This is a genomic window from Rhodoferax sp. GW821-FHT09E07 (assembly GCF_059416145.1).
Genome location: NZ_JBWKOP010000008.1, coordinates 1 through 21,038 on the forward strand (window position 1 = coordinate 1; position 21,038 = coordinate 21,038).

Consider the following 21,038-nt stretch of genomic DNA (forward strand, 5'->3'; position numbering starts at 1 on the left):
ATGACCTGTCTCCTGTAGAGTTCGAGAAGCAATATTTCCTGAGACTCAGGTCTGTCTAGGAAACCCGGGGCGATTCATACGGTAATGGTTTGCTGAAGTAATAGCCCTGCATCTCATCGCAATCGTGTGCCAGCAAAAAATCCAGTTGCGCACGTGTTTCCACACCTTCCGCAATGACCTTCATTCCCAAGGTATGCGCCATGTCAATAATGGTTCGAACAATGGCGCAATCATTCAAATCGTCTGGCAAGTCAGCCACAAAGGAACGGCCTATCTTGAGATAGTCCAGCGGAAAGGTCTTGAGGTAACTGAGCGACGAATAACCCGTTCCAAAATCATCAATGGAGAGGCGGACTCCAATCTCCCTCAATGCCTCCAGCGCTTGTAAAACCCGCGCAGTATCGTGCACTAGCATGCTCTCGGTCAGCTCAAGTTCGAGCAAGTGGGCTGGCAAGCCCGTTTCCTCCAGTACGCGAACGACCAGCTTGAAGATGTCGGTGTCCCGCAGTTGGCGAACGGATAGATTGACCGCCACGTTGACTGCGAGATGGCCCTCATCCTGCCACTGCCGTGCCTGGTGGCACGCCTCCAACAACACCCACTCCCCTATGGGCAGAATCATGCCATTGCGTTCAGCTATGGGGATGAAATCGGTGGGGGATATCGGACCCGCATCCTGCGCACACCAGCGGATCAGCGCTTCAACCCCGGTCACTTTCCCATTGGCCAGCGACACGCGTGGCTGGAAATGCAAGGTGAACTCAGACTTTTTGAGCGCACTGCGCAACCGGCTACTGAGGTCAACGCGCCCTTGTATGGCTGAATCCATTTCGGGGGTGAACCACTGGGCTCGATTTCTTCCAGCGTCTTTCGCTCGGTACATAGCGGCCTCAGCGTTACGCAGTAGCGCATTGCCATCCCCCTGATTGAAGGAATAGATCGCGACGCCAATGCTGCAACTCACAATGATTTCGTGGCCTTCAATGACACGTGGTCGAGCAACTTCGCTCAACAAAGCTTTCACCCGCTGGCCGATTGCCGGCTGGCTACCGCCGTCCCCGATCAGCACAGAGAATCCATCAGCCCCCATCCGAGCCGCAGTGTCAGATGTGTCCATTGAGGACATTAGCTGCCAGGCCACGGCTTTGAGCACCTCATCCCCAATGGCGTGCCCCAATGTGTCGTTGATATCCTTGAAGTTGTCGAGATCAATGAACAAAATGCCCAGCACCTGGTCGCGGCACAGCGCAATAGCCCGCTCCAGTTGCTCACAGAAGAATCTGCGGTTTGGCAAGGCAGTCAAAGCATCGTAGCTGGCCTGAAACAGCATCTGCGATTCGTATTGCCGCAGGTCCGTTGCATCACGTAACACAAGGAAAATACCATGCACATCACCCGTCGCGTCACAAAATTGAGTCGCATTGCAAACAATGTCCGTCACGCCACCACTTGTATTTACGACTTTCCAAGCGTTATCGCGCACTTCCCGCTCCAGCAATATTCGCTGAAGAATCAGCAGAACCAGTTCAGGCTGAGAAAAATAAAGAACAAACTCGCTGCCCAGCAGCTGGGCACACGAAACCCCTGTCATCTTGGCCATGGCTGCGTTAGCTTCAATAATCGTGCCACGCAGATCAACAACGACCAAAGGGTCCGAACTGAACTCGAACACATCCGTAAACAAACGTCCTCTGGCTGACATGTCGGCCCAAGCGGACTGCGTGAGCGAGCGGCCCATTAGCGCCTACCCTGCAGCGCCCGAAGAATCTCCGCGGGGATGTCATACAACGGCAACACCCGATCCACAGCCCCGAGTTTCACAGCCTCCTTGGGCATGCCATACACCACGCAGGTCTCTTCATCCTGGGCCAGCGTATGGGCGCCAGTGTCATGCAGCTCCCTCAACCCACGCGCACCATCATCCCCCATGCCGGTCATGATGATGCCCAGTGCATTGCGTCCCGCGCACTTGGCCACGGAACGAAACAGCACGTCAACCGAGGGACGGTGGCGGCTCACCGGCGGGCCATCGACAATCTCCACATGATACTGGGCGCCACTGCGCTTGAGCAGCATGTGGCGTCCCCCAGGGGCAATCAGCGCCCGCCCAGGCATGACGCGATCGCCATTTTTTGCTTCACGCACTTCGAGCTTGCACAAGCTGTCAAGCCGGTTAGCAAAGGCCTCTGTGAATTTTTCCGGCATATGCTGAACGATCACAAGACCTGGGCACACGCGAGGCAGCGAGGTGAGCACAGCTTCGAGCGCCTGGGTGCCTCCGGTGGAGGTTCCAATTGCCACCACCCGATCTGTGGTCTCTGCCATGGCGTGGGTGGATGCGGACAGCACCGCGTCAGCCGACAGCTTGGGCGGCACGGTGTGCTGCGCACCGGCCGGGACCAAACGGCGCACATTGGCGCGCGCTGCTGCCTTGACCGCGCTGATCAAATCATTGGAGGTGTCATGCAGGAACTGTTTGAGGCCCAGTGTGGGCTTGGTGACGATGCTGACCGCCCCGGCCGCCAGCGCCTGCATGGTGGTAGTCGCGCCCTTTTCGGTCAGCGTAGAGCAAATCACCACGGGCGTGGGACTCTCGGCCATGAGTTTTTTTAGAAAGGTGATTCCGTCCATGCGCGGCATCTCCACATCCAGCACAATCACATCCGGCCATTGAATGCGCATACGCTCCATGGCAAACACGGGGTCGGACGCAGCCCCAATCACTTCGATTCCCGGGTCCTCACCCAGAGTTGCCGTGAGCACCTGGCGTACCACGGCGGAATCATCGACGATCAACACCTTCACTGCGCGCATAGCACGCCTTTTGAAATGTCGCCAAGCACCGGTGGTTCGTGGCGCATCCAAACGCGACCATTCCACAAGTCAAACATCAGGTTGCGATTCCCTGCTCCCCCTAAGTGTTCGGCGTGTATCAAAAAGCCATGGCGCTTCATTAACGCGCGCGCCATCTCCACATTTTTTTTGCCTACATGATCAACGCCAACAGTTTGATGTGCAGAGAATATATGCCCGCCACCAAAAAGCTTGGCCTGGTATTCCATAGGTGTGGTGCAGGCTTCGCGTATCTCGCGCAACATTAACTCCATGGCTTCATCGGCACAGTGGCATGCGGTCTTTCACGCAGAATGCGTGGCAACATGTAATGACACATGCCACCGGCCAGGGCGCCACATCGTGATGACCACGCAAAAGCCCAACAAGGTTCGTATGCGTGTATCGCGTACCCCAAAAAAGACACCGCCCGGCTGCAGAAAAATGTCAACAGTGTTTGCCGGTTTGTGCATCAGTCGGGCTTTCTGTATATCGCCGGCGCAACGGGTTTAACCTCGACTGTGATCCCATTGAGCGTCTCCGAGTGCCCCACCAAGAAATAGCCACCAGGACGAAGCAAGGGCAACAGATTTTTCATCACTTTTTGCTTAGTTTCCTGATCAAAATAAATCATCACGTTGCGCAGAAATATCACATTGAACTCACCGAGCTTCGCGGGCACATCCGTCAGGTTGTGTTGCAAGAAACGTACACGTTCACGCAAGGTTTTATCAATTAACAAGGTACCGTCGTATTCGCCAACCCCCTTGAGACAATGGCGGCTTAGGTATGGCCTGGGGATCTCAGGCAAACGCTCCAGACTGAACAGACCATTGCGCGCCTTGTCCAGAATACGGGTGCTGATGTCAGACGCCACCACCTCCCAGGGCTGGTTTCCCAGCAACTCGTCGAGAACCATGGCAATGCTGTAGGGCTCCTCACCACTGGAGCACGCCGCGCTCCACACACGAAAACTCATGCCCTTGGGGCGTTCGGGAATGATGCGCTGGCGCAAAAAATCAAAGTGCTTGGGTTCACGAAAGAAGTGCGTCTCGTTGGTGGTCAACATGTCCACCGCCATCTGCAATTCGTCCTTTCCCTGGGGTGAATTGATCAACCGGAAGTAGTCGGCGTAGCTGCCTAGGTTGTGGTGTTTCAGTCGCTTGGCTAGGCGACTGGAAACCAGCGGTTTCTTGGTCGGGGCCATGCTGATGCCGGCAATACGGTACATCATGTCACTGAACTGCGCGAACTCCCTATCCTGCAAGACCACTACACCTGCCAGCACACCATTGTTGTGACGGGGCACGGACTTATATTTTTCTGCCGACACCGACATTGATTTTCCCCACTGTCAAAATCCGTTCGCCTTAAAACGAAGAACAGTGGAAGAAGAATGGCCCAGATTGGAGATGCCGCCTATCAGGCAATCTTGTTTGTTCTGTAGGGATTCAGCAATCGCATATAAGGATTTCCTTACCCGGGAATCGACAACTTTTCTTATTTCCAATTGCACAATCCCGCTCCGCAACGGCAATAATCCGGTAGGGCAATGGCACACGACCTAAATAGCAGGGTTTTCAGGCCTGTCGCTGCCTTGGCACGAGCCCGTTAAAAGCACCTGAACTCCACCACCAAGATAGCCAAAACGACCCCACCATGGAAAGCCCTCCTAACGCCCAGGTACCGGTGTCAACCATTTTGGACGAGAACCGGGAATTGGTCGAAAGAGACCTTGCCCGACGCTTGGGCAAGCAAGAGATGGCATCCGGTTTGTTTTCATTTCTCGGATACGGGCCGCAGGCACTGTTTTTGAAGGATGTGATCCGCCACGATTTTCTTTTGACATGGCTGGCGGTGCTTGTGTCAGCGGAAATGACCAATGCGACGATCAGTTTCTTCCTGCAAAAATCGTTCGAACAACCCACCCAACGCCGGCGCCTCACAGGATTTCTCATGGTCAGCCAGGCAATCAGTGGCAGCGTCTGGGGAAGTGTCATCCTGCTTCCCGGTTTGACAGATGCCCCCATTACCTTGGCTCTGCAGCTGGTTGCCATCGGAATCGTTGCCATTGCGTCCACACAGGCGCTCGCCGCGCACCGGGGCTGTCTGGCCATATTCACCTCTGGGATGCTCGCGTCGACGATCCTGTCGGGCCTTTTCGGCACAACCGTCCCCCTTCCCTTTGGCATCATGGCCATCGGTCTCCTCATCATGTGCCAGCTGTATGGCTGGACAACACGCAAGCTGATGATCGACACAATCGTGGCGGAGCTGAACATCCGCAAGGCCAAGGATGCAGCAGAAACCGCCAACAGCGCCAAAAGCGTCTTCCTTTCCAACATGAGCCACGAGTTGCGCACGCCACTCAACGCCATCCTCGGCTATACGCAAATACTGTCCCGGGAAGACAACATGACCGGGCAGCAGCGCAGGCAGCTCGGAGTCATGCACGCCAGCGGCGAGCACCTGCTGACCCTGATTGGCGACATACTGGACCTCAGCAAGATCGAAGCGCAGAAGATGGAGATCACCCCTGCGCCCTTTTTACTGGACAAGCTGCTGGAGCAGGTCATCGACATTACGCGCCCCCGGGCGATCCAGAAAGGCCTAGGCCTGCGCTTTGAGGCGGACCCGTCACTTCCACCCTGGGTGCAGGGCGATGAGATCCGGGTCCGGCAAATCTTGCTCAACCTCATGGCCAACGCGGTCAAATTCACCGGCGTCGGCAACGTCACACTGCGCGCCAGCTATGTAGCGGACAAAGGCGGTACGCTAGTGTGTGAAGTGACGGATACGGGCATAGGCATACCCGAGAACAAGTTGGAGACGATCTTCGAACCCTTCACGCAACTGGCTCCCGAAGCACAGCGACGGGAAGGCGCGGGCTTGGGTCTGACGATATGCCGCCGATTGGCCACACTGATGGGCGGAAACGTTACGGCCACCAGTCACCTTGGCTTGGGCAGCGTATTTCGCTTCCATGCATCGCTGCCCGCTGCCCTTGCTGGCGAAACGGTCAGCGCACCGCTGCAGAAAAAAATCTCCGGCTATCTTGGGGCACGCAAACATGTGCTGGTGGTGGACGACAACCCGATCAATGTAGTGCTGCTGGCGGATATCCTCGTACCCCTGGGTTTCGAGGTGAGAATGGCAAGCTCGGGCAGAGAAGCAATACGCCTTGCCCAGGAATCACCCCCCGACCTCTTTTTGCTGGACTTGGTCATGCCGGACCTAGATGGCATCGAAACTGCCGGCGAACTGCGGAGCCACACAAAGTTCGATGCCATGCGTATCATTGGAGTATCGGCGACGGTCACTGACGGCGAGCGCAAACAGGCATTTGCCGAGGCTTGTGATGCCTTTCTCGGCAAACCCGTGCAGTTGGACGCCTTGCTGAAAATTATCGGCAACTTGCTCGGTCTCGAATGGCAGATGGCCGATCAGGCCGCACCGAACCAACCTGCAGAAAAACTCACTCCGGACATGCTGATCGCTTTGACGCCCGATGTCCGCAAAGATCTTGGCGATGCCGCATTGGCTCTCGACGGCGAGCGCATTGCCGCCCTTGTCCACCATATAGAGACCTTTGACCCCGCCTTGGCCCGAACCTTGTCCGACCTCGTCGAGCGTTTCGATTACCAATCGATACTGAACGCACTCGGCGAAGAGCACATCTAAGCAAAGAAACACCGTGCCGAGCAAAGGGAGCATTCTCGCGATTGACGACACCGAAGCGTCGCTGAAGGTTCTCTCCGATCTCTTGAAGGAGGCAGGCTACTCGGTCCGTTCGGCGATCAACGGGGAACTGGCCTTGCGCTCGGCTGCCCATCAGGCGCCCGACCTCGTATTGCTCGACATCCGCATGCCGGACATGGACGGATTCGAAGTTTGCCGGCAACTCAGGGCACAACCAGAAACGCGGGATGTTCCGGTTATCTTCTTCAGTGCTTTGACTGAGACCGCCGACAAGATCCGCGGATTCGAGCTCGGTGCGGTTGACTACGTCACCAAGCCCTACCGCCGCGAAGAACTGCTGGCCCGCATCGCGACGCATGTCAATCTGCGACGAAGTCAGTTGCAGGTCACAATCCAGAATGAGGAATTGCGACACTATCGGGCAGAATTGGAAGAGTTGGTGGCCCGGCGTACCGCCGAACTGCAGGAAAGCAACCGGCAACTGAGCCTGGTGAGTTTCGCCCTTGACCAGGTCCGCGAAGCGGCCTACTTGATGGACGGAAAAGGCCGTTTCTTCTACGTCAACCAGGAAGCTTGCCGTGCACATGGCTACGGCGCCGAGGAATTGTGTCGCATGGATCTGACAGCGATTGATCCCGACTTTTCACCGGAAATGATTGACTCAGTCACGGCACTTATCTTGGCCGAAGGCTCCATTACCTTCGAGACCAGACACCGCCGACGCGACGGCACGATTTATCCTGTTGAAATCACCGCCAGCGCCATCCGCTTCGAAGGTCGTGACCTGTCACTTTCTCTTGCCCGCGATATCAGCGAACGCAAAGACGCTGAACGGCGTTTGCGTGAGTCCTACAGCCAGCTTCGGGAACTGAGTTCCCGCCGCGAATCCGACCGAGAACAGGAGCGCAAGCGCATTGCCCATGAACTGCATGATGAACTTGGCCAGCACTTGACCGCCTTGCACCTCGGGCTCAGCACGATTCTGTACCACATGGGAAAGGACAATCCCTGGCTGGCCGAGCGCCTAGAAGTGCTGACCGCTAACGCGCACGGAACCATCCAGGTGGTGCGCAATGTTGCTGCTTCGCTTCGCCCGCCAGTGCTCGACATGGGCATCGGGGAGGCATTGGACAGCCTGGTCGAACAATTCCGAACGACGACAGGACTGGTCTGCAATGTCACCCTGCCCAAGCCGTTCCGCTCGTTGACCAAAGAGGCATTGATCGCAATGTACCGCGTCGTGCAAGAAGCTCTGACCAACGTTGCCCGCCATGCGCAAGCTACCACCGTAGACATTACCGTCGGGCAGGACAACTCTCAGTGCTGTCTCGAAATATGTGATGACGGCCACGGATTTGATCCGTCGGTGAACCGGGGTAAGTCATTCGGGTTGCTTGGTATGCAGGAACGCATCGAACTACTTGGCGGAGAATTTTCTATCAGCACCGCCCCGGGAAAGGGCGTTCGCATCGAAGTACGCATTCCTGGTTAGCAACTCGCCTAGGGTAGGTCTACAAAACCACTGCTGAACTAGCGGTTCTGCTTTTTTCATTTGACGGAATCAAACGCAGCTCCTGGTTGCTTTTTTGGTCCAGTGCATTTCGGGTGCGGCAGTAAGGAGGTGGGCATCTCACACAGCGCCTCCTCCATCGCCTGGTCGCTTAGAGCCACCGTTGGAGGCAGTGGATGCGCATCATGGTCTCACGGCAGACGGCAGACATCCGCCCATTTTCCGCCCCTTTCTAGGTCATTTGTGCGACAAGACATCCGCTAACTGACGCTGAGCACTCTCGGGAGTGATCTTTGGATCATTGAAGAAATCTGCAACGATATCAATCCACCCTTGGGACATTTGCGAGGGCATGATCATGGATTGAGCCGAAACTTGGGTGTTTGGACGCGAAATCAAATCCAAACCGATTTTTCCGCAGGCATCCAGCGTTTTACGTTGAATATCGGTTCGCACCGGAATCGATCCCTTTGAGCGATTAAAGGCAAGTTGATTGTCAACATTCATGACTTGGCGCGCAAAGCGAAGCTGGGATTGGCGGTCTTGGTCATTATTGGTGGACGGAAAAGCAAACGCATCAATGACGACAAAATATACTGATTCTGTCCCCGGTGCCAACGAGCAACGATAGTCCTTATCGACAACAAGTCCGGCTGCAGTTAGTTCGCCCTTGGCATAGTCACCCATGAACTGCATTCCAGCCTTTCCCCGACCAACAGAGAGTGCCGCGTCGGCCCACGACTTACCAGTGCGCTCAGTAGGAACAAAAGCACTGAGACGCCGCAAAATGCCAAGCGCTTTTAACATCTCAGGGCGCATTGCGAAACTCGGATCGCCTGCGGCCATCAAGCGTGCATACCCACCAGGGCCATAAACAGAATACACAATGTCATTGAAGATAAGAGAGATCTCCCATGTGCCAGATCCAAGTGCAACAGGGGTATAACCGGCGGCTTTGATTTTGGCGGCGCTATCGAGAATACCGTCCCAACTTGTCGGAGAGGGGAGTTTTAGCTTGTCAAATATCTTTGCGTTAGACCATATCCAGTTCTCCGCGTGAATATTGGTCGGCGCAAAATAAATATGCCCTTTGTAGCTTATCTGATTAAGCACAATTTGAGGAAGAAATTCTCGCCAGCGATCGGCGGTTGCGACTTCTTCGATATCCTGGATGATACCCATCATCGGCAGTTCCTTGCTACCTTCATTCGCGTGCCATTGCATGACAGTAGGAGGATAGCCATTGGCAATCCGATCAGAGACCATTTTCAATTCAGCTTGCTTATCCTTGGTCGGCGTATCGATCCATTTGCCACCAAGATTCTTCCAAGCGCCGCGATATACATCAAGGGCATTGCTTTCACTTCGTGAAATCCAGAAATGCGTCACCTCTATGCTGGGTTGAACGGTACTATTGCTAGTTACCGAAGGTGATTCGGCATGCACGAATGATATTAGTGACAACGGGAACAGCAAGGCCACGCATCGCGAAAAAAAATAATACATGCTTCTTTTCATTATCAACTCTTTTTAGTAAGGGGATTTTATAAAATTACCTTGAAACGCTGCATGCAACGGCCTGGTCTCGATATTGTGCTAGATCAAACGAATCATACGGAAATTCACCTAATTCCAACCCACGCGTTACCATTTCGAATGGTTGCGGTTGTGCAAAGAAATATCCTTGCATAATATTACACCCTGCTTGTTGCAAAAACAGCAACTGTGCCTCAGTCTCCACGCCCTCAGCAATACTGTTATTCCCCAGATTTCTGGCTAGATCAATCATCGATTTAATAATTTGTTCTGATTTTGCATCAACTCCTATATTAAAAATAAAGCTACGATCAATCTTAATGTCGTCAAATGGGAAATCCCGCAGATTGGTCAGAGATGCAAAACCAGTCCCAAAATCGTCAAGCGCGATTGATACTCCAAGCTCGCGCAATCTGATGACGGTTGCCGAAATTTGTTCCGTATATTTACTCATAAAAACATCTTCCGTAATTTCAATCGCGAAGTCACTCCACTCGATTTCGTGACATTTCACTGCATGGGCCAGCATGTCGAAGGCCACTCCGGAAATCAAAATAGCTTCGGGCATATTGATTGCCACACTTCCAGGTGATAGCCCCTTATCACGCCAGCGTCGGATGTCTTGGGCTACCTGATTGACGACACACTCCGTCATCGATGTAATCGATGATCCGGTATTGAAGAGATGCAAAAAACGTCCCGGCGATAGAATGCCGTATTCGGGATGAGGCCACCGTACCAGCGCTTCAAACGCCACTTGGTTGTTTTGAATATTAATTTTAGGTTGATAATAAACAACGAGATCATCGTTCTCGACAGCCTTGAACAACGCGGTTCGGAGCTCACTTTCTGCAAGACGGTCCGCCATCATTTCCTCATTGAAGATGATCACGTTGTTACGCTTTGTTTTTGCTGCATAAAGGGCCAAATCAGCACACCGAATAATATTACCGGCGCTCGTTCCGTGATCAGGGAACATGGCACCACCGATACTGCCGGATATACGAAGCGTGTGTCCATCGGTAATAAAAGGTTTCGATAAATTTTTGCGTACTCGCAAAGCGACTTCTTCGGCCTCGACTGGGTTGGAAAGATTGGGCAATAAAATCGCAAACTCGTCTCCTCCCAAGCGCGCGGCAAAAGATCCGCCCTCCAAAGCTGAGGAAATTCGCTTTGCAGCTTCGACCAACAGCGCATCTCCGGTCTGATGCCCAAATATGTCATTAACCGACTTAAAATGATCCAGATCAATCAAAAGGAGTACAAACGAGTCACTCTTCAAATATCCTTCATCCGGGCTTTTGAGCTTCACAAGTTGATCAAACATCTGATTAAATGACATGCGGTTAGGCAGATTAGTCAGCTCATCCCTATGTGCACGAATTGACAATTCTTGTTCAAATATTTTCTTTCTTTCATACTCTGTCCGTAGTTTTTTTAATAATGGCATTAAGACAAAAATACCCACGATGAATAGTGCAACCAGAGGCGACAAGATCAGCAATGCGCTGATGCTCTTTGCCGTGCTGATACTCGCCTCGCTCATGGAAAATGATTTTTGAATCTGCTCTTGAAAGCTACGCATGATGACACCATCCGACGCAGTGGCAAAATCAATGGGGCCCCAAAAGGCGTAACGGCGACCACGACTAATATGGTCAATATCGGCTAGTCGCTCTGCCCGCTCTAAAAATGTTTGAAGACGAATATCAAGATCGCTGGGCGCAGAATTCTTGTCGAGACGGAGATGAAAAATAAGTAATTGCGCATTAATATCTCTGAGTTCTATGATCTCGTGGTGCATCTCTTCGGTTAACTTATCAAGCACTTTGCCTGGAATAGTTTCGTCTGCAGATGCACGCATTAATGCGCGCGCCGTATTGGCCAGTTGCTGAAATTTAATGAATTGATTACTGGTGAGAAAACTTACGTTTTGCTGCACAGAATGCCGATCAAGGACAAGCTGCATGGCAGCATAGATGATTAGCGCTACGATCGCAATCGCAGTTAATGCACTCACATAATAGCGAGAAGCCGATTTAATATACCGATCAAGTGAAGCACGATCAATTTTTCCGATATGACTATATTTCATGAGGGGATCTCAATACTATTCTCATGCTCCCATTGCGTATTGACCTGATCTTTCATCAGATTTGCTTGCAGAGTTCAGAATCACCTTCTCCTGGCGATCGCTTTGAAGCAACGTGCACCTCGGCTCCTTCCAAGAATGGAGGATCGGAAGAGCTATGGCTATCAGACATTCCTGAAATTCACGTCAGCAAATGACTACAGACCGTAGGGATAAAAAGGGTGGTGCTCGGCGCGGTTTAGGTGTAGCGACAGGGCCTAGCCGACCTGCGCAAGGTCACGAGGCTGAACCGCCACAATTTCCTGCTCAAGACTCTCCAGCCATGTCTTTGGAAGAGTGGGCCGTAGTGACGTGCTGGTGACCCACAAGCTCTTTGTCCAAGCCGTCCCATTTTTGGAGCAACACATTCTTCACAGTTCTTTGCAATCGGCCAAGGAACCCCTCTAGAAATTTGCACCTCTCACCCTACCTGCGGGAGAGTCGCCCGCGCAATCAGTGTGCGGCGCGGCGCTCCATAGCCATATTCTTTCTGACGGAGGTACTTCACCATGAAAGCCAAACAGAAATTGATGTACGTCAAAGCCACGGTGGCTGGGTTACTGATCTCCAGTTGCCTCATGGGGGGCTACGCACTCTCCCAGCGCAGCTTGCCGCCCCCAGTGGCGGACGCGGCTCCCGCGGCACTGGCACGCAGCGCCGATGCGCACACGCCAGCCCCGCCCAACTTCTCCGACATTGCAGAGCAGCAGGGCCTGGCGGTGGTCAATATCAGCGTGGCCGGCATGGTCAAGACCAGTGCCCGGCCGGGCCTGCCACAGCTGGACCCCGGAGACCCGTTCTATGAGTTCTTCCGCCGCTTCCAGGCTCCCGGTGGCCCCAACGGCCCCAGTGAGACGCCCACGCACGGCACCGGCTCGGGCTTCATTGTCAAGTCGGATGGCGTGGTGCTGACCAACGCCCATGTGGTGGCCGACGCCAACGAAGTGACCGTGAAGCTGCGCGACAAGCGTGAGTTCAAGGCCAAGGTCATCGGGCTGGACAAGCTCTCCGATGTGGCGGTGCTGAAGATCGACGCCAAGGACCTGCCCACCGTGAAGATTGGCGATCCCAAGGCCGCCCGCGTGGGCGAATGGGTGGTGGCCATTGGCTCGCCCTTCGGGTTTGAGAACACGGTGACCGCGGGCATTGTGTCGGCCAAGTCGCGCACCTTGCCGGATGAGGGCTATGTGCCCTTCCTGCAGACCGATGTAGCCATCAACCCCGGCAACTCGGGTGGCCCGCTGTTCAACCTGGCGGGCGAAGTCATCGGCATCAACTCGCAGATCTACAGCCGCAGCGGTGGCTACCAGGGTCTGAGCTTCGCCATCCCGATTGACGTGGCCATGAAGGTGGAAGGCCAGTTGCTCGCGCACGGCAAGGTCACGCGCGGCCGCCTGGGCGTCACCATTCAGGAAGTCAGCCCCGAGCTGGCCGAGTCCTTCGGGTTGGACAAGCCCACGGGTGCGCTGGTGAACGCGGTGGAAAAAGGCACGGCGGCCGACAAGGCTGGCCTGCAGCCCGGTGACGTAATCCTGAAGTTCAACGGCACCGCAGTGAGCCAATCATCCGAGTTGCCGCCGCTAGTGTCGGACACCGCGCCAGGTGCCAAGGTCAGCGTCACTGTCTGGCGCAAGGGCCAGACCAAGGACATCAGCCTGAGCGTGGGCCAGATGGACGTGGCGCAAGCTGCACCCGAAGCCAGCCCGGCGTCGGATAAGCAATTGGGCCTGGCCGTGCGCCCCCTCACGCGGCAGGAGCGCAATGAAGCACAGGTGGCGGGCGGCCTGGTGGTGGAAGACGTGGCCGATGGCCCGGCCAAACGTGCCGGACTGCGCCCGGGTGACGTCATCCTGTCGGTGAATGGCGAGATGGCGGGGGTGGACAGCCTCAAGGCCCAATTGAGCCAAAACCGCAAGAAACTGGCTTTGCTGGTGCTGCGTGACGATGCCCGGTTGTTCGTGCCTCTAAACCTGGGCTAGCCCCCGTGGCGCCTGCGCCAGCAGCTATAGTTTCAGGAGCATTTGCGCCAGCACCAGGCGCGCACTGGACAGGTTGGTGGCGCAGGGCACATCGTGCACGTCGCAGGCCCGCACCAGGGCGTTGATGTCGGGTTCGTGGGGTTGGGGTGTCATGGGGTCGCGCAGGAAGATGACCGCATCCACCTCGCCCACGGCCAGCCGCGCACCGATCTGCAGGTCGCCGCCCCAGGGGCCGCTGAGCATGCGCTCCACATTCAGCCCCACTTCGTTGACCAGCCGGCCGCCCGTGGTGCCGGTAGCCATCAGCTTGCACTGCTGCAGGTAGGGGGCGAACTCTTTGGCGAGTTCGACCATGGTGTCTTTTTTGCGATCGTGCGCAATCAGCGCGATGCGCGGGCGGTCAGAGGGTGTGGGAGTTGCGGGGGCGTTGCTCATGCCCCCAATGCTAATCCAGCAAGCGCGAGGACTTGGGCACATGCGCCATCAAAAACTCCATCTGGTCCGCCAGGATGCGGCGGTTGCGCAGGATGAAGTCCTCCCACAGACTGGGCACATAGGGCGTGTAGAGCAAGGGCATGTGGGCCTGCTCGGGCGTGCGGTGGCTCTTGCGGTGGTTGCAGGGTTTGCAGGCCGTGACCACGTTCATCCAGGTGTCGATGCCGTGCTGGGCAAACGGGATGATGTGCTCGCGGGTCAGCTCGCTCTCGTGGAAATGGCCACCGCAGTAGGCGCACACATTACGGTCGCGGATGAAGAGCTTGGCGTTGGTCAGGCCGGGGCGCAGGTTGAAGGGGTTGATATTGGGTACACCCCGCGTGCCGATGATGCTGTTGACCCGCACGATGGACTGCTGGCCCGTGACGGCGTTGTGCCCGCCGTGGAACACGGCGACCTCGCCCCCCGACTCCCAGCGCACCTCGCCGGAAGCGTAGTGGATCACCGCCTGTTCCAGCGAGATCCAGGACTGGGGAAGCCCCTGGGCCGACAACTTCAAGACTTTCACGCAACGCCTCCATCAACGGTAAAACCTACCACCAACACGGACTGCCAAATGTCTGCAAGTGCGCGCCAGACATGCGTCTGGGCCCTGCTAGGTGACAATATACAGTGTTTCCATGACAAATTGGCTTCAAGCCCCGGCAGCGTTTGCGCGGCCTGCTATCAAAAAGATAACAACTCATGAAGGTTTTCCGCGGTTTCAAGCACCCGGGCGTCGCCAGCGCCAGTGCGGTCACGATTGGCAACTTTGACGGTGTCCACCGGGGCCACCAGGCCATGCTGGCCCTGCTCAAGGGCGAAGCCCAGCAGCGCGGAGTGCCTAGCTGCGTGCTGACCTTCGAGCCCCACCCGCGCGACTATTTCGCCGAACTGCACAAAAAACCCGAGCTGGCCCCCGCCCGCGTAGGCACCCTGCGCGACAAGCTGGAAGACCTGGCCAAGGCCGGCGTGGACCAGACCGTGGTGCTGCCCTTTGACGCCCGGTTTGCCAACCAAAGCCCGCAAGAGTTCATTGACCAGGTGCTGCGAGGCGGCCTGGGCGCACGCTATGTGCTCGTGGGCGACGATTTCCGCTTCGGCAAGGCCCGTGCCGGCGACTACACCGTGCTGGACGCCGCGGGCGATGCCCAGGGCTTTGACGTGGCGCGCATGAACAGCTATGAGGTGCATGGCTTGCGCGTCTCCAGCTCCGCCGTGCGCGAGGCCCTGGGCCGTGGCGACATGGCTGCCGCCGCCCGTCTGCTGGGCCGGCCCTACTGCATCTCCGGCCACGTGGTGCACGGGCGCAAGCTGGGCCGCACGCTGGGCTTCAAGACCCTGAATTTGCGCTTTGCCCACTGGAAACCGGCCGCCAGCGGCATCTTTGTGGTGCTAGTACACGGCTTGGCGGCGAAACCGTTGCAGGGCGTGGCCAATCTGGGCGTGCGCCCTTCGCTGGACCCGACCGATGTGAACGGCGGGCGCGTGCTGCTGGAGACCCATTGCCTGGACTGGCCTTCTGAGTTGGGCCCTGAGGGGGCCTACGGTAAAATCATCCGCGTGGAACTGCTACACAAACTGCACGACGAACTCAAGTACGACGGTCTGAACGCCCTCACCCAGGGCATTCAAAAAGACCGCGACGATGCACGTGCCTGGCTCCAGTCCCACATCAGCACCCGAATTTGACGGGGCCGCCCGACGCACCTTGCCCCGCGTCTTGCCCCATCGCCTGCCTTGGCACGACTGCCGCAGGCCATCCAACCCCCATCGAGATTCGCCATGACTGACAAGCAAGATTACCGCAGCACCCTGAACCTGCCCGACAGCCCCTTCCCCATGCGCGGCGACCTGCCCAAGCGCGAACCGGCCTGGGTCAAACAGTGGAACGAAGAAGGCCTGTACAAGAAGCTGCGCGATGCCCGCGCCGGCGCCCCCCTGTTCGTGCTGCACGACGGCCCGCCCTACGCCAACGGCAAGCTGCACATCGGCCACGCGCTGAACAAGGTCCTCAAGGACATGATCGTCAAGAGCAAGCAGCTCGCCGGCTTTGATGCGCAATACATCCCCGGCTGGGACTGCCATGGCCTGCCCATCGAGAACGCCATCGAAAAACTGTACGGCCGTAACCTGAGCCGTGACGACATGCAGGCCAAGAGCCGCGCCTTCGCCACCGAGCAGATCGACCAGCAGCGCGAGGACTTCAAGCGCCTGGGCGTGCTGGGCGACTGGGAGCGCCCCTACCGCACCATGGACTTCAAGAACGAGGCCGGTGAAATCCGCGCGTTCAAACGCGTCATCGAACGCGGCTTTGTGTACCGCGGCCTCAAGCCCGTGTACTGGTGCTTTGACTGCGGCTCCAGTCTGGCCGAGTTTGAAATCGAATACGCCGACAAGAAGAGCGACACGCTGGACGTGGCCTTCGAGTCCAACGACGCGGCTGGCCTGGCCCAGGCCTTCGGCCTGAGCGCCCTGCCCGCCGGCAAGCAGGCCTTCGCCGTCATCTGGACCACCACCGCCTGGACCATCCCCGCCAACCAGGCGCTCAACGCCCACCCCGAATTGGAGTACGCGCTGGTGGACACGCCCAAGGGCGTGCTGCTGCTCGGTGCCAACTTGGTCGAGAAGTGCCTGGAGCGCTTCGGCCTGACCGGCACGGTGCTGGCGACTGCCAAGGGCGAAGCCCTGCGCGGCCAAGTGTTCCGCCACCCACTCTATGATCTGCCTGAGAGCGGCAACGAATACAGCTACAAGCGCCTGTCGCCGATGTATCTGGCGGACTATGTGAGCGACGGCGACGGCACCGGCATCGTGCACTCCTCGCCCGCCTATGGCGTGGACGACTTCAACAGCTGCATCGCCAACGGCCTGAAATACGACCAGATCCTCAACCCCGTGCTGGGCAACGGCGTCTACGCCGAAGAGCTGCCCCTGTTCGGCGGCCAGCACATCTGGAAGGCCTGTGCCAACGTCATCAACACGCTGCGCGAACACGGCCGCCTGATGGCGACCGTGGGCATCACCCACAGCTACCCACACTGCTGGCGCCACAAGACGCCGGTGATCTACCGCGCCGCCGCCCAGTGGTTTGTTCGCATGGACGAAGGCCCCGGCGTGTTCACCAAGGACAAGGCGCCCAAGACCCTGCGCCAGCTGGCGCTGGACGCGATCGAACACACCAGCTTCTACCCGGAGAACGGCCGCACCCGCCTGCGCGACATGATCGCCAACCGGCCCGACTGGTGCATCAGCCGCCAACGCAGCTGGGGCGTGCCCATCCCCTTCTTCATGCACAAAGACAGCGGCGAGCTGCACCCCCGCACCATGGAGATCCTGGACCAGGCGGCCGACATCGTTGAAAAGGGTGGCATCGAGGCCTGGAGCCGTGTGACCGCTGAGGAAATCCTGGGCGCGGCCGATGCGCCGAGCTACACCAAGAGCACCGACATTCTGGAAGTGTGGTTCGACTCCGGAAGCACCTTCCAGCATGTGCTGCGCGGCAGCCACAAAGACGCCTACGCCCGCCCCCCCTTCCACACCGAAGGGCCCGAGGCTGACCTCTACCTCGAAGGCCACGACCAGCACCGCGGCTGGTTCCACAGCTCGCTCTTGCTGGGCTGCGCGCTCTACGACCGCGCACCCTACCGCGGCCTGCTGACCCACGGCTTTGCCACCGACGGCCAGGGCCGCAAGATGAGCAAGAGCTTGGGCAACACGGTAGACCCGCAAACCGTAACCAGCAAGCTGGGCGCCGAAATCGCACGCCTGTGGGTGGCCAGCACCGACTACTCCGGCGACCTGAACATCGACGACAAGATCCTGGCCCGCGTGGTGGACACCTACCGCCGCGTGCGCAACACGCTCAAGTTCCTGCTGGCCAACGTGTCCGACTTTGACCCGGCCAAGGACAGCGTGAGCGCCGACCAGCTGCTGGAAATCGACCGCTACGCCCTGAGCCGCGCAGCCCAGTTGCAGGCCGACATCCTGGCGCACTACGAGGTGTACGAGTTCCACCCCGTGGTCTCCAAGCTGCAGGTCTACTGCAGCGAAGACCTGGGCGCGTTCTACCTCGACATCCTGAAAGACCGCCTCTACACCACCGGCGCCAACAGCCTGGCCCGCCGCTCCGCGCAGACTGCGCTGTGGCAGATCACCCAGGCCATGCTGCGCTGGATGGCGCCCTTCCTCAGCTTTACCGCCGAGGAAGCCTGGGCCGTGTTGGGCGCAGAAGGCAAGACGCCTGCGGCCACCAAGCTGTCCATTTTCATGGACAGCTACGTGCAGTTCGCCGCACCCGACGAGGCCCTGCTGGCCAAGTGGGACCGCATCCGCGCGGTGCGCGAAGCCGTCAACAAGGACATCGAAACCCTGCGTGCTGCAGGCCAGGTGGGTGCGTCCCTGCAAGCCGAAGTGACGCTGACTGTGCCGACCGAAGAGTTCGCCCTGCTGAGCAGTCTGGGCGATGACCTGAAGTTTGTGTTCATCACCTCCGCTATCACTTTGGTAGCTGGTGGCGCACAGTCCATCGGGGTTACCGCATCTAACGGCACCAAGTGCGAGCGCTGCTGGCACTATCGGCAAGACATTGGCGTGGACGCCGTGCACCCCACGCTGTGTGGCCGCTGCACCAGCAACCTCTACGGCGCTGGCGAAAAGCGGGTGTACGCCTGATGGCGCGCGGCGGCAAATCCTTCAGCGGGGGCAGCAGCAGCCAGGGCCTATGGCAGTGGCTGGGGCTTGCCTTCATCGTGCTGCTGGTGGACCAGTTCACCAAAGTGCTGATCATGGGTTACTACCACCTGGGTGACAGCACCTATGTGACCAGCTTCTTCAACGTCGTGCGGGCGCACAACACGGGCGCGGCATTCTCGTTCCTGGCCGGCGCCTCGGGCTGGCAGCGCTGGTTCTTCACCGCGCTGGGCGTGGTGGCGGCCGCGGTCATCATCTGGATGCTGCGCTCGCACGCCGGGCAAAAGCTATTCAGCTTTGCCATGGCATGCATTTTGGGCGGCGCGGTGGGCAATGTGCTGGACCGCGTGCTGCACGGCTATGTGGTGGACTTTCTGGACTTCCACTGGGCCGGCATGCACTTTCCGGCGTTCAACGTGGCGGACAGCGCGATCTCCATCGGTGCAGCCTGCCTGATTCTGGACGAACTGCTGCGCGTTCGCCGCACGCGCTAAACCCCTGCAAGGACTGCCCGCTTGACCCACCTGCTGAACCTGTTTGCCGCCATTGCCCTGTTGGTGTGGGGTACCCAGCTGGTGCGCACCGGCATCTTGCGGGTGTTTGGGGCCAACCTGCGCAGCATCCTGGCACGCAGCACCAGCAACCGTTTCACGGCGGCGGTTTCCGGTATCGGCGTTACCGCCGTGGTGCAGTCCAGCACCGCTACCGCGCTCATCGTCTCGGCCTTTGTGGGCCAGGGCCTCATGAGCCTGCCCTCGGCACTGGCCGTGATGCTGGGCGCCGACATTGGCACCAGCTTGATGGCCGTGGTGTTCTCGAGGGACCTGTCCTGGCTCTCGCCACTGTTCATCTTTGTGGGCGTGGTGCTGTTTATCTCGCGCCAGTCCACCACCTGGGGCCGTGTGGGCCGCGTGCTCATTGGCCTGGGCCTGATGCTGCTGGCGCTTCGCCTGGTCACACAGTCGGCCAATGTGCTGATCCAGGCCGCGCCGGTGAAGGCGCTGCTGGGCACGCTGACCAGCGACCTGCTGCTGGAAATCACCGTGGGCGCCACGCTGGCCCTGGTGTCGTATTCCAGCCTGGCCATCGTGCTGTTGACAGCCACACTGGCGTCGTCGGGCGTGGTGCCGGTGGACGTGGCACTGGGCCTGGTGCTGGGTGCCAACCTGGGCAGCGGCGCACTGGCCGTGCTGACCACGCTGAGCGCCAATATCGAAACCCGCCAGGTGCCACTGGGCAACCTGGTGTTCAAGGTGCTGGGCATTGCGGTGGCCGCGCCGTTTGTGGGCCTGTGGGTGCGCTACGCCAGCCCTTACCTGGCTGACACGGCCACACTGGTGGTGGTGTTCCACCTGGCCTTCAACCTGGCGGTAGGCACCTTCTTCATCGGTATCACCCAGACCATTGCGCGCTGGGTGGAGCACTGGCTGCCCAAGCCCACGCAAACCACCGTGGCCGGACGCCAGCGGCACCTGGATGCGTCGGCCCTGGCCACGCCCTCGCTGGCCATCTCTTGCGCGGTGCGCGAGGCCATGCACCAGGCCGACGTGGTGGAAACCATGCTACTGGGTGCCCTGAACGTGATCCGCAACAACGACCAGGAACTGGCACGCGAACTGCGCCACATGGACGACACGGTGGACGCGCTGTACAGCGACATCAAGTACTACCTGACCAAGATCTCCCGCGAGGCACTGGGTGACAACGAAGCCAAGCGCTGGACCGACATCATCAGCTTCACCATCAACATGGAGCAGATCGGCGACATCATCGAACGCGTGATCCAGGATGTGGAAGACAAGAAGATCAACAAGGGCCGCGAGTTTTCCGAAGCGGGCATGTGCGAAATCTGCGAGCTGCACGGCCGCCTGGTGGACAACCTGCGCCTGGGCATGAGCGTATTCCTTAACGGCAATGTGCGTGACGCGCGCCGCCTGCTGGAAGAGAAGACCCGCTTCCGCGATCTGGAGCGCGAATATGCCGCCACCCACATCGAGCGCCTGTCGGACAACACACTCTCCAGCATCGAAACCAGCTCGCTGCACCTGGACCTGATCAGCGACCTCAAGCGCATCAATTCCCACATCTGCTCCATCGCCTACCCCATCCTGGACTCGGCCGGCGAACTGGCGCCCAACCGCCTGCGCTCGGCCCAGGACCCGCTGGTGGGAAAATAGGCGCCAAA

14 protein-coding genes and 1 pseudogene are annotated in these 21,038 nt (G+C 58.0%); 7 read left to right on the top strand and 8 right to left on the bottom strand.

What is annotated here, in order from left to right:
• Positions 1-55 precede the first annotated feature (55 nt).
• The 4 genes and pseudogenes from AC07OE_RS16145 to AC07OE_RS16160 all read right to left on the bottom strand — a co-directional run bounded on the left by AC07OE_RS16145 (position 56) and on the right by AC07OE_RS16160 (position 4,171).
• Positions 56-1,738: a putative bifunctional diguanylate cyclase/phosphodiesterase gene (locus AC07OE_RS16145; protein WP_495071601.1), complete on the bottom strand. Its 1,683-nt coding sequence runs from the start codon at positions 1,736-1,738 to the stop codon at positions 56-58.
• A complete protein-coding gene (locus tag AC07OE_RS16150) occupies positions 1,738-2,814 on the bottom strand; it encodes a protein-glutamate methylesterase/protein-glutamine glutaminase (protein WP_495071602.1) in 1,077 nt (358 codons plus the stop codon). Before AC07OE_RS16150 ends, AC07OE_RS16145 begins: the two co-directional genes overlap by 1 nt.
• Positions 2,802-3,119, bottom strand: a pseudogene (locus AC07OE_RS16155) (chemotaxis protein CheD); the annotation flags it as partial. The gene AC07OE_RS16150 and the pseudogene AC07OE_RS16155, both read right to left, overlap by 13 nt.
• A 185-nt stretch (positions 3,120-3,304) precedes the next feature.
• The gene (locus AC07OE_RS16160; protein ID WP_495071603.1) at positions 3,305-4,171 is read right to left on the bottom strand and encodes a CheR family methyltransferase; all 867 of its coding nucleotides are present in this window, start codon (positions 4,169-4,171) and stop codon (positions 3,305-3,307) included.
• Between the two features lie 320 nt (positions 4,172-4,491).
• Between AC07OE_RS16160 and AC07OE_RS16165 the strand changes: the two genes are divergently transcribed.
• A complete protein-coding gene (locus AC07OE_RS16165; RefSeq protein ID WP_495071604.1) occupies positions 4,492-6,513 on the top strand; it encodes an ATP-binding protein in 2,022 nt (673 codons plus the stop codon).
• Between the two features lie 13 nt (positions 6,514-6,526).
• Positions 6,527-8,023, top strand: coding sequence for a hybrid sensor histidine kinase/response regulator (locus AC07OE_RS16170; RefSeq protein ID WP_495071605.1), 1,497 nt, complete (start codon positions 6,527-6,529; stop codon positions 8,021-8,023).
• A 255-nt stretch (positions 8,024-8,278) separates the two neighbouring features.
• Here the strand turns inward: AC07OE_RS16170 and AC07OE_RS16175 are convergent, their stop codons facing one another.
• Positions 8,279-9,559: an ABC transporter substrate-binding protein gene (locus AC07OE_RS16175; protein WP_495071606.1), complete on the bottom strand. Its 1,281-nt coding sequence runs from the start codon at positions 9,557-9,559 to the stop codon at positions 8,279-8,281.
• A 34-nt stretch (positions 9,560-9,593) separates the two neighbouring features.
• Positions 9,594-11,672, bottom strand: coding sequence for a putative bifunctional diguanylate cyclase/phosphodiesterase (locus tag AC07OE_RS16180; RefSeq protein WP_495071607.1), 2,079 nt, complete (start codon positions 11,670-11,672; stop codon positions 9,594-9,596).
• Positions 11,673-12,217: 545 nt separating this feature from the next.
• On the opposite strand from AC07OE_RS16180, the gene AC07OE_RS16185 reads away from it, so the two are divergent.
• The gene (locus AC07OE_RS16185; protein ID WP_495071608.1) at positions 12,218-13,687 is read left to right on the top strand and encodes a DegQ family serine endoprotease; all 1,470 of its coding nucleotides are present in this window, start codon (positions 12,218-12,220) and stop codon (positions 13,685-13,687) included.
• A 24-nt stretch (positions 13,688-13,711) separates the two neighbouring features.
• Here the strand turns inward: AC07OE_RS16185 and AC07OE_RS16190 are convergent, their stop codons facing one another.
• Positions 13,712-14,122, bottom strand: coding sequence for a methylglyoxal synthase (locus tag AC07OE_RS16190; protein ID WP_495071609.1), 411 nt, complete (start codon positions 14,120-14,122; stop codon positions 13,712-13,714).
• A 10-nt stretch (positions 14,123-14,132) separates the two neighbouring features.
• Complete coding sequence (locus tag AC07OE_RS16195) at positions 14,133-14,690, bottom strand: HNH endonuclease (RefSeq protein ID WP_495071610.1); 558 nt, start codon at positions 14,688-14,690, stop codon at positions 14,133-14,135.
• Positions 14,691-14,866: 176 nt separating this feature from the next.
• Between AC07OE_RS16195 and AC07OE_RS16200 the strand changes: the two genes are divergently transcribed.
• The 4 genes from AC07OE_RS16200 (at position 14,867) to AC07OE_RS16215 (ending at position 21,030) form a co-directional block, all read left to right on the top strand.
• Positions 14,867-15,853 (top strand): bifunctional riboflavin kinase/FAD synthetase, encoded by a 987-nt coding sequence (locus tag AC07OE_RS16200; RefSeq protein WP_495071611.1) that lies wholly within the window; start codon positions 14,867-14,869, stop codon positions 15,851-15,853.
• Positions 15,854-15,946: 93 nt separating this feature from the next.
• Positions 15,947-18,835: an isoleucine--tRNA ligase gene (gene ileS, locus AC07OE_RS16205; RefSeq protein ID WP_495071612.1), complete on the top strand. Its 2,889-nt coding sequence runs from the start codon at positions 15,947-15,949 to the stop codon at positions 18,833-18,835.
• On the top strand, positions 18,835-19,347 hold the full coding sequence (gene lspA, locus AC07OE_RS16210) for a signal peptidase II (RefSeq protein ID WP_495071613.1): 513 nt from the start codon (positions 18,835-18,837) through the stop codon (positions 19,345-19,347). Before ileS ends, lspA begins: the two co-directional genes overlap by 1 nt.
• A 21-nt stretch (positions 19,348-19,368) precedes the next feature.
• On the top strand, positions 19,369-21,030 hold the full coding sequence (locus tag AC07OE_RS16215; RefSeq protein ID WP_495071614.1) for a Na/Pi cotransporter family protein: 1,662 nt from the start codon (positions 19,369-19,371) through the stop codon (positions 21,028-21,030).
• The last annotated feature ends 8 nt before the right edge of the window (positions 21,031-21,038 follow it).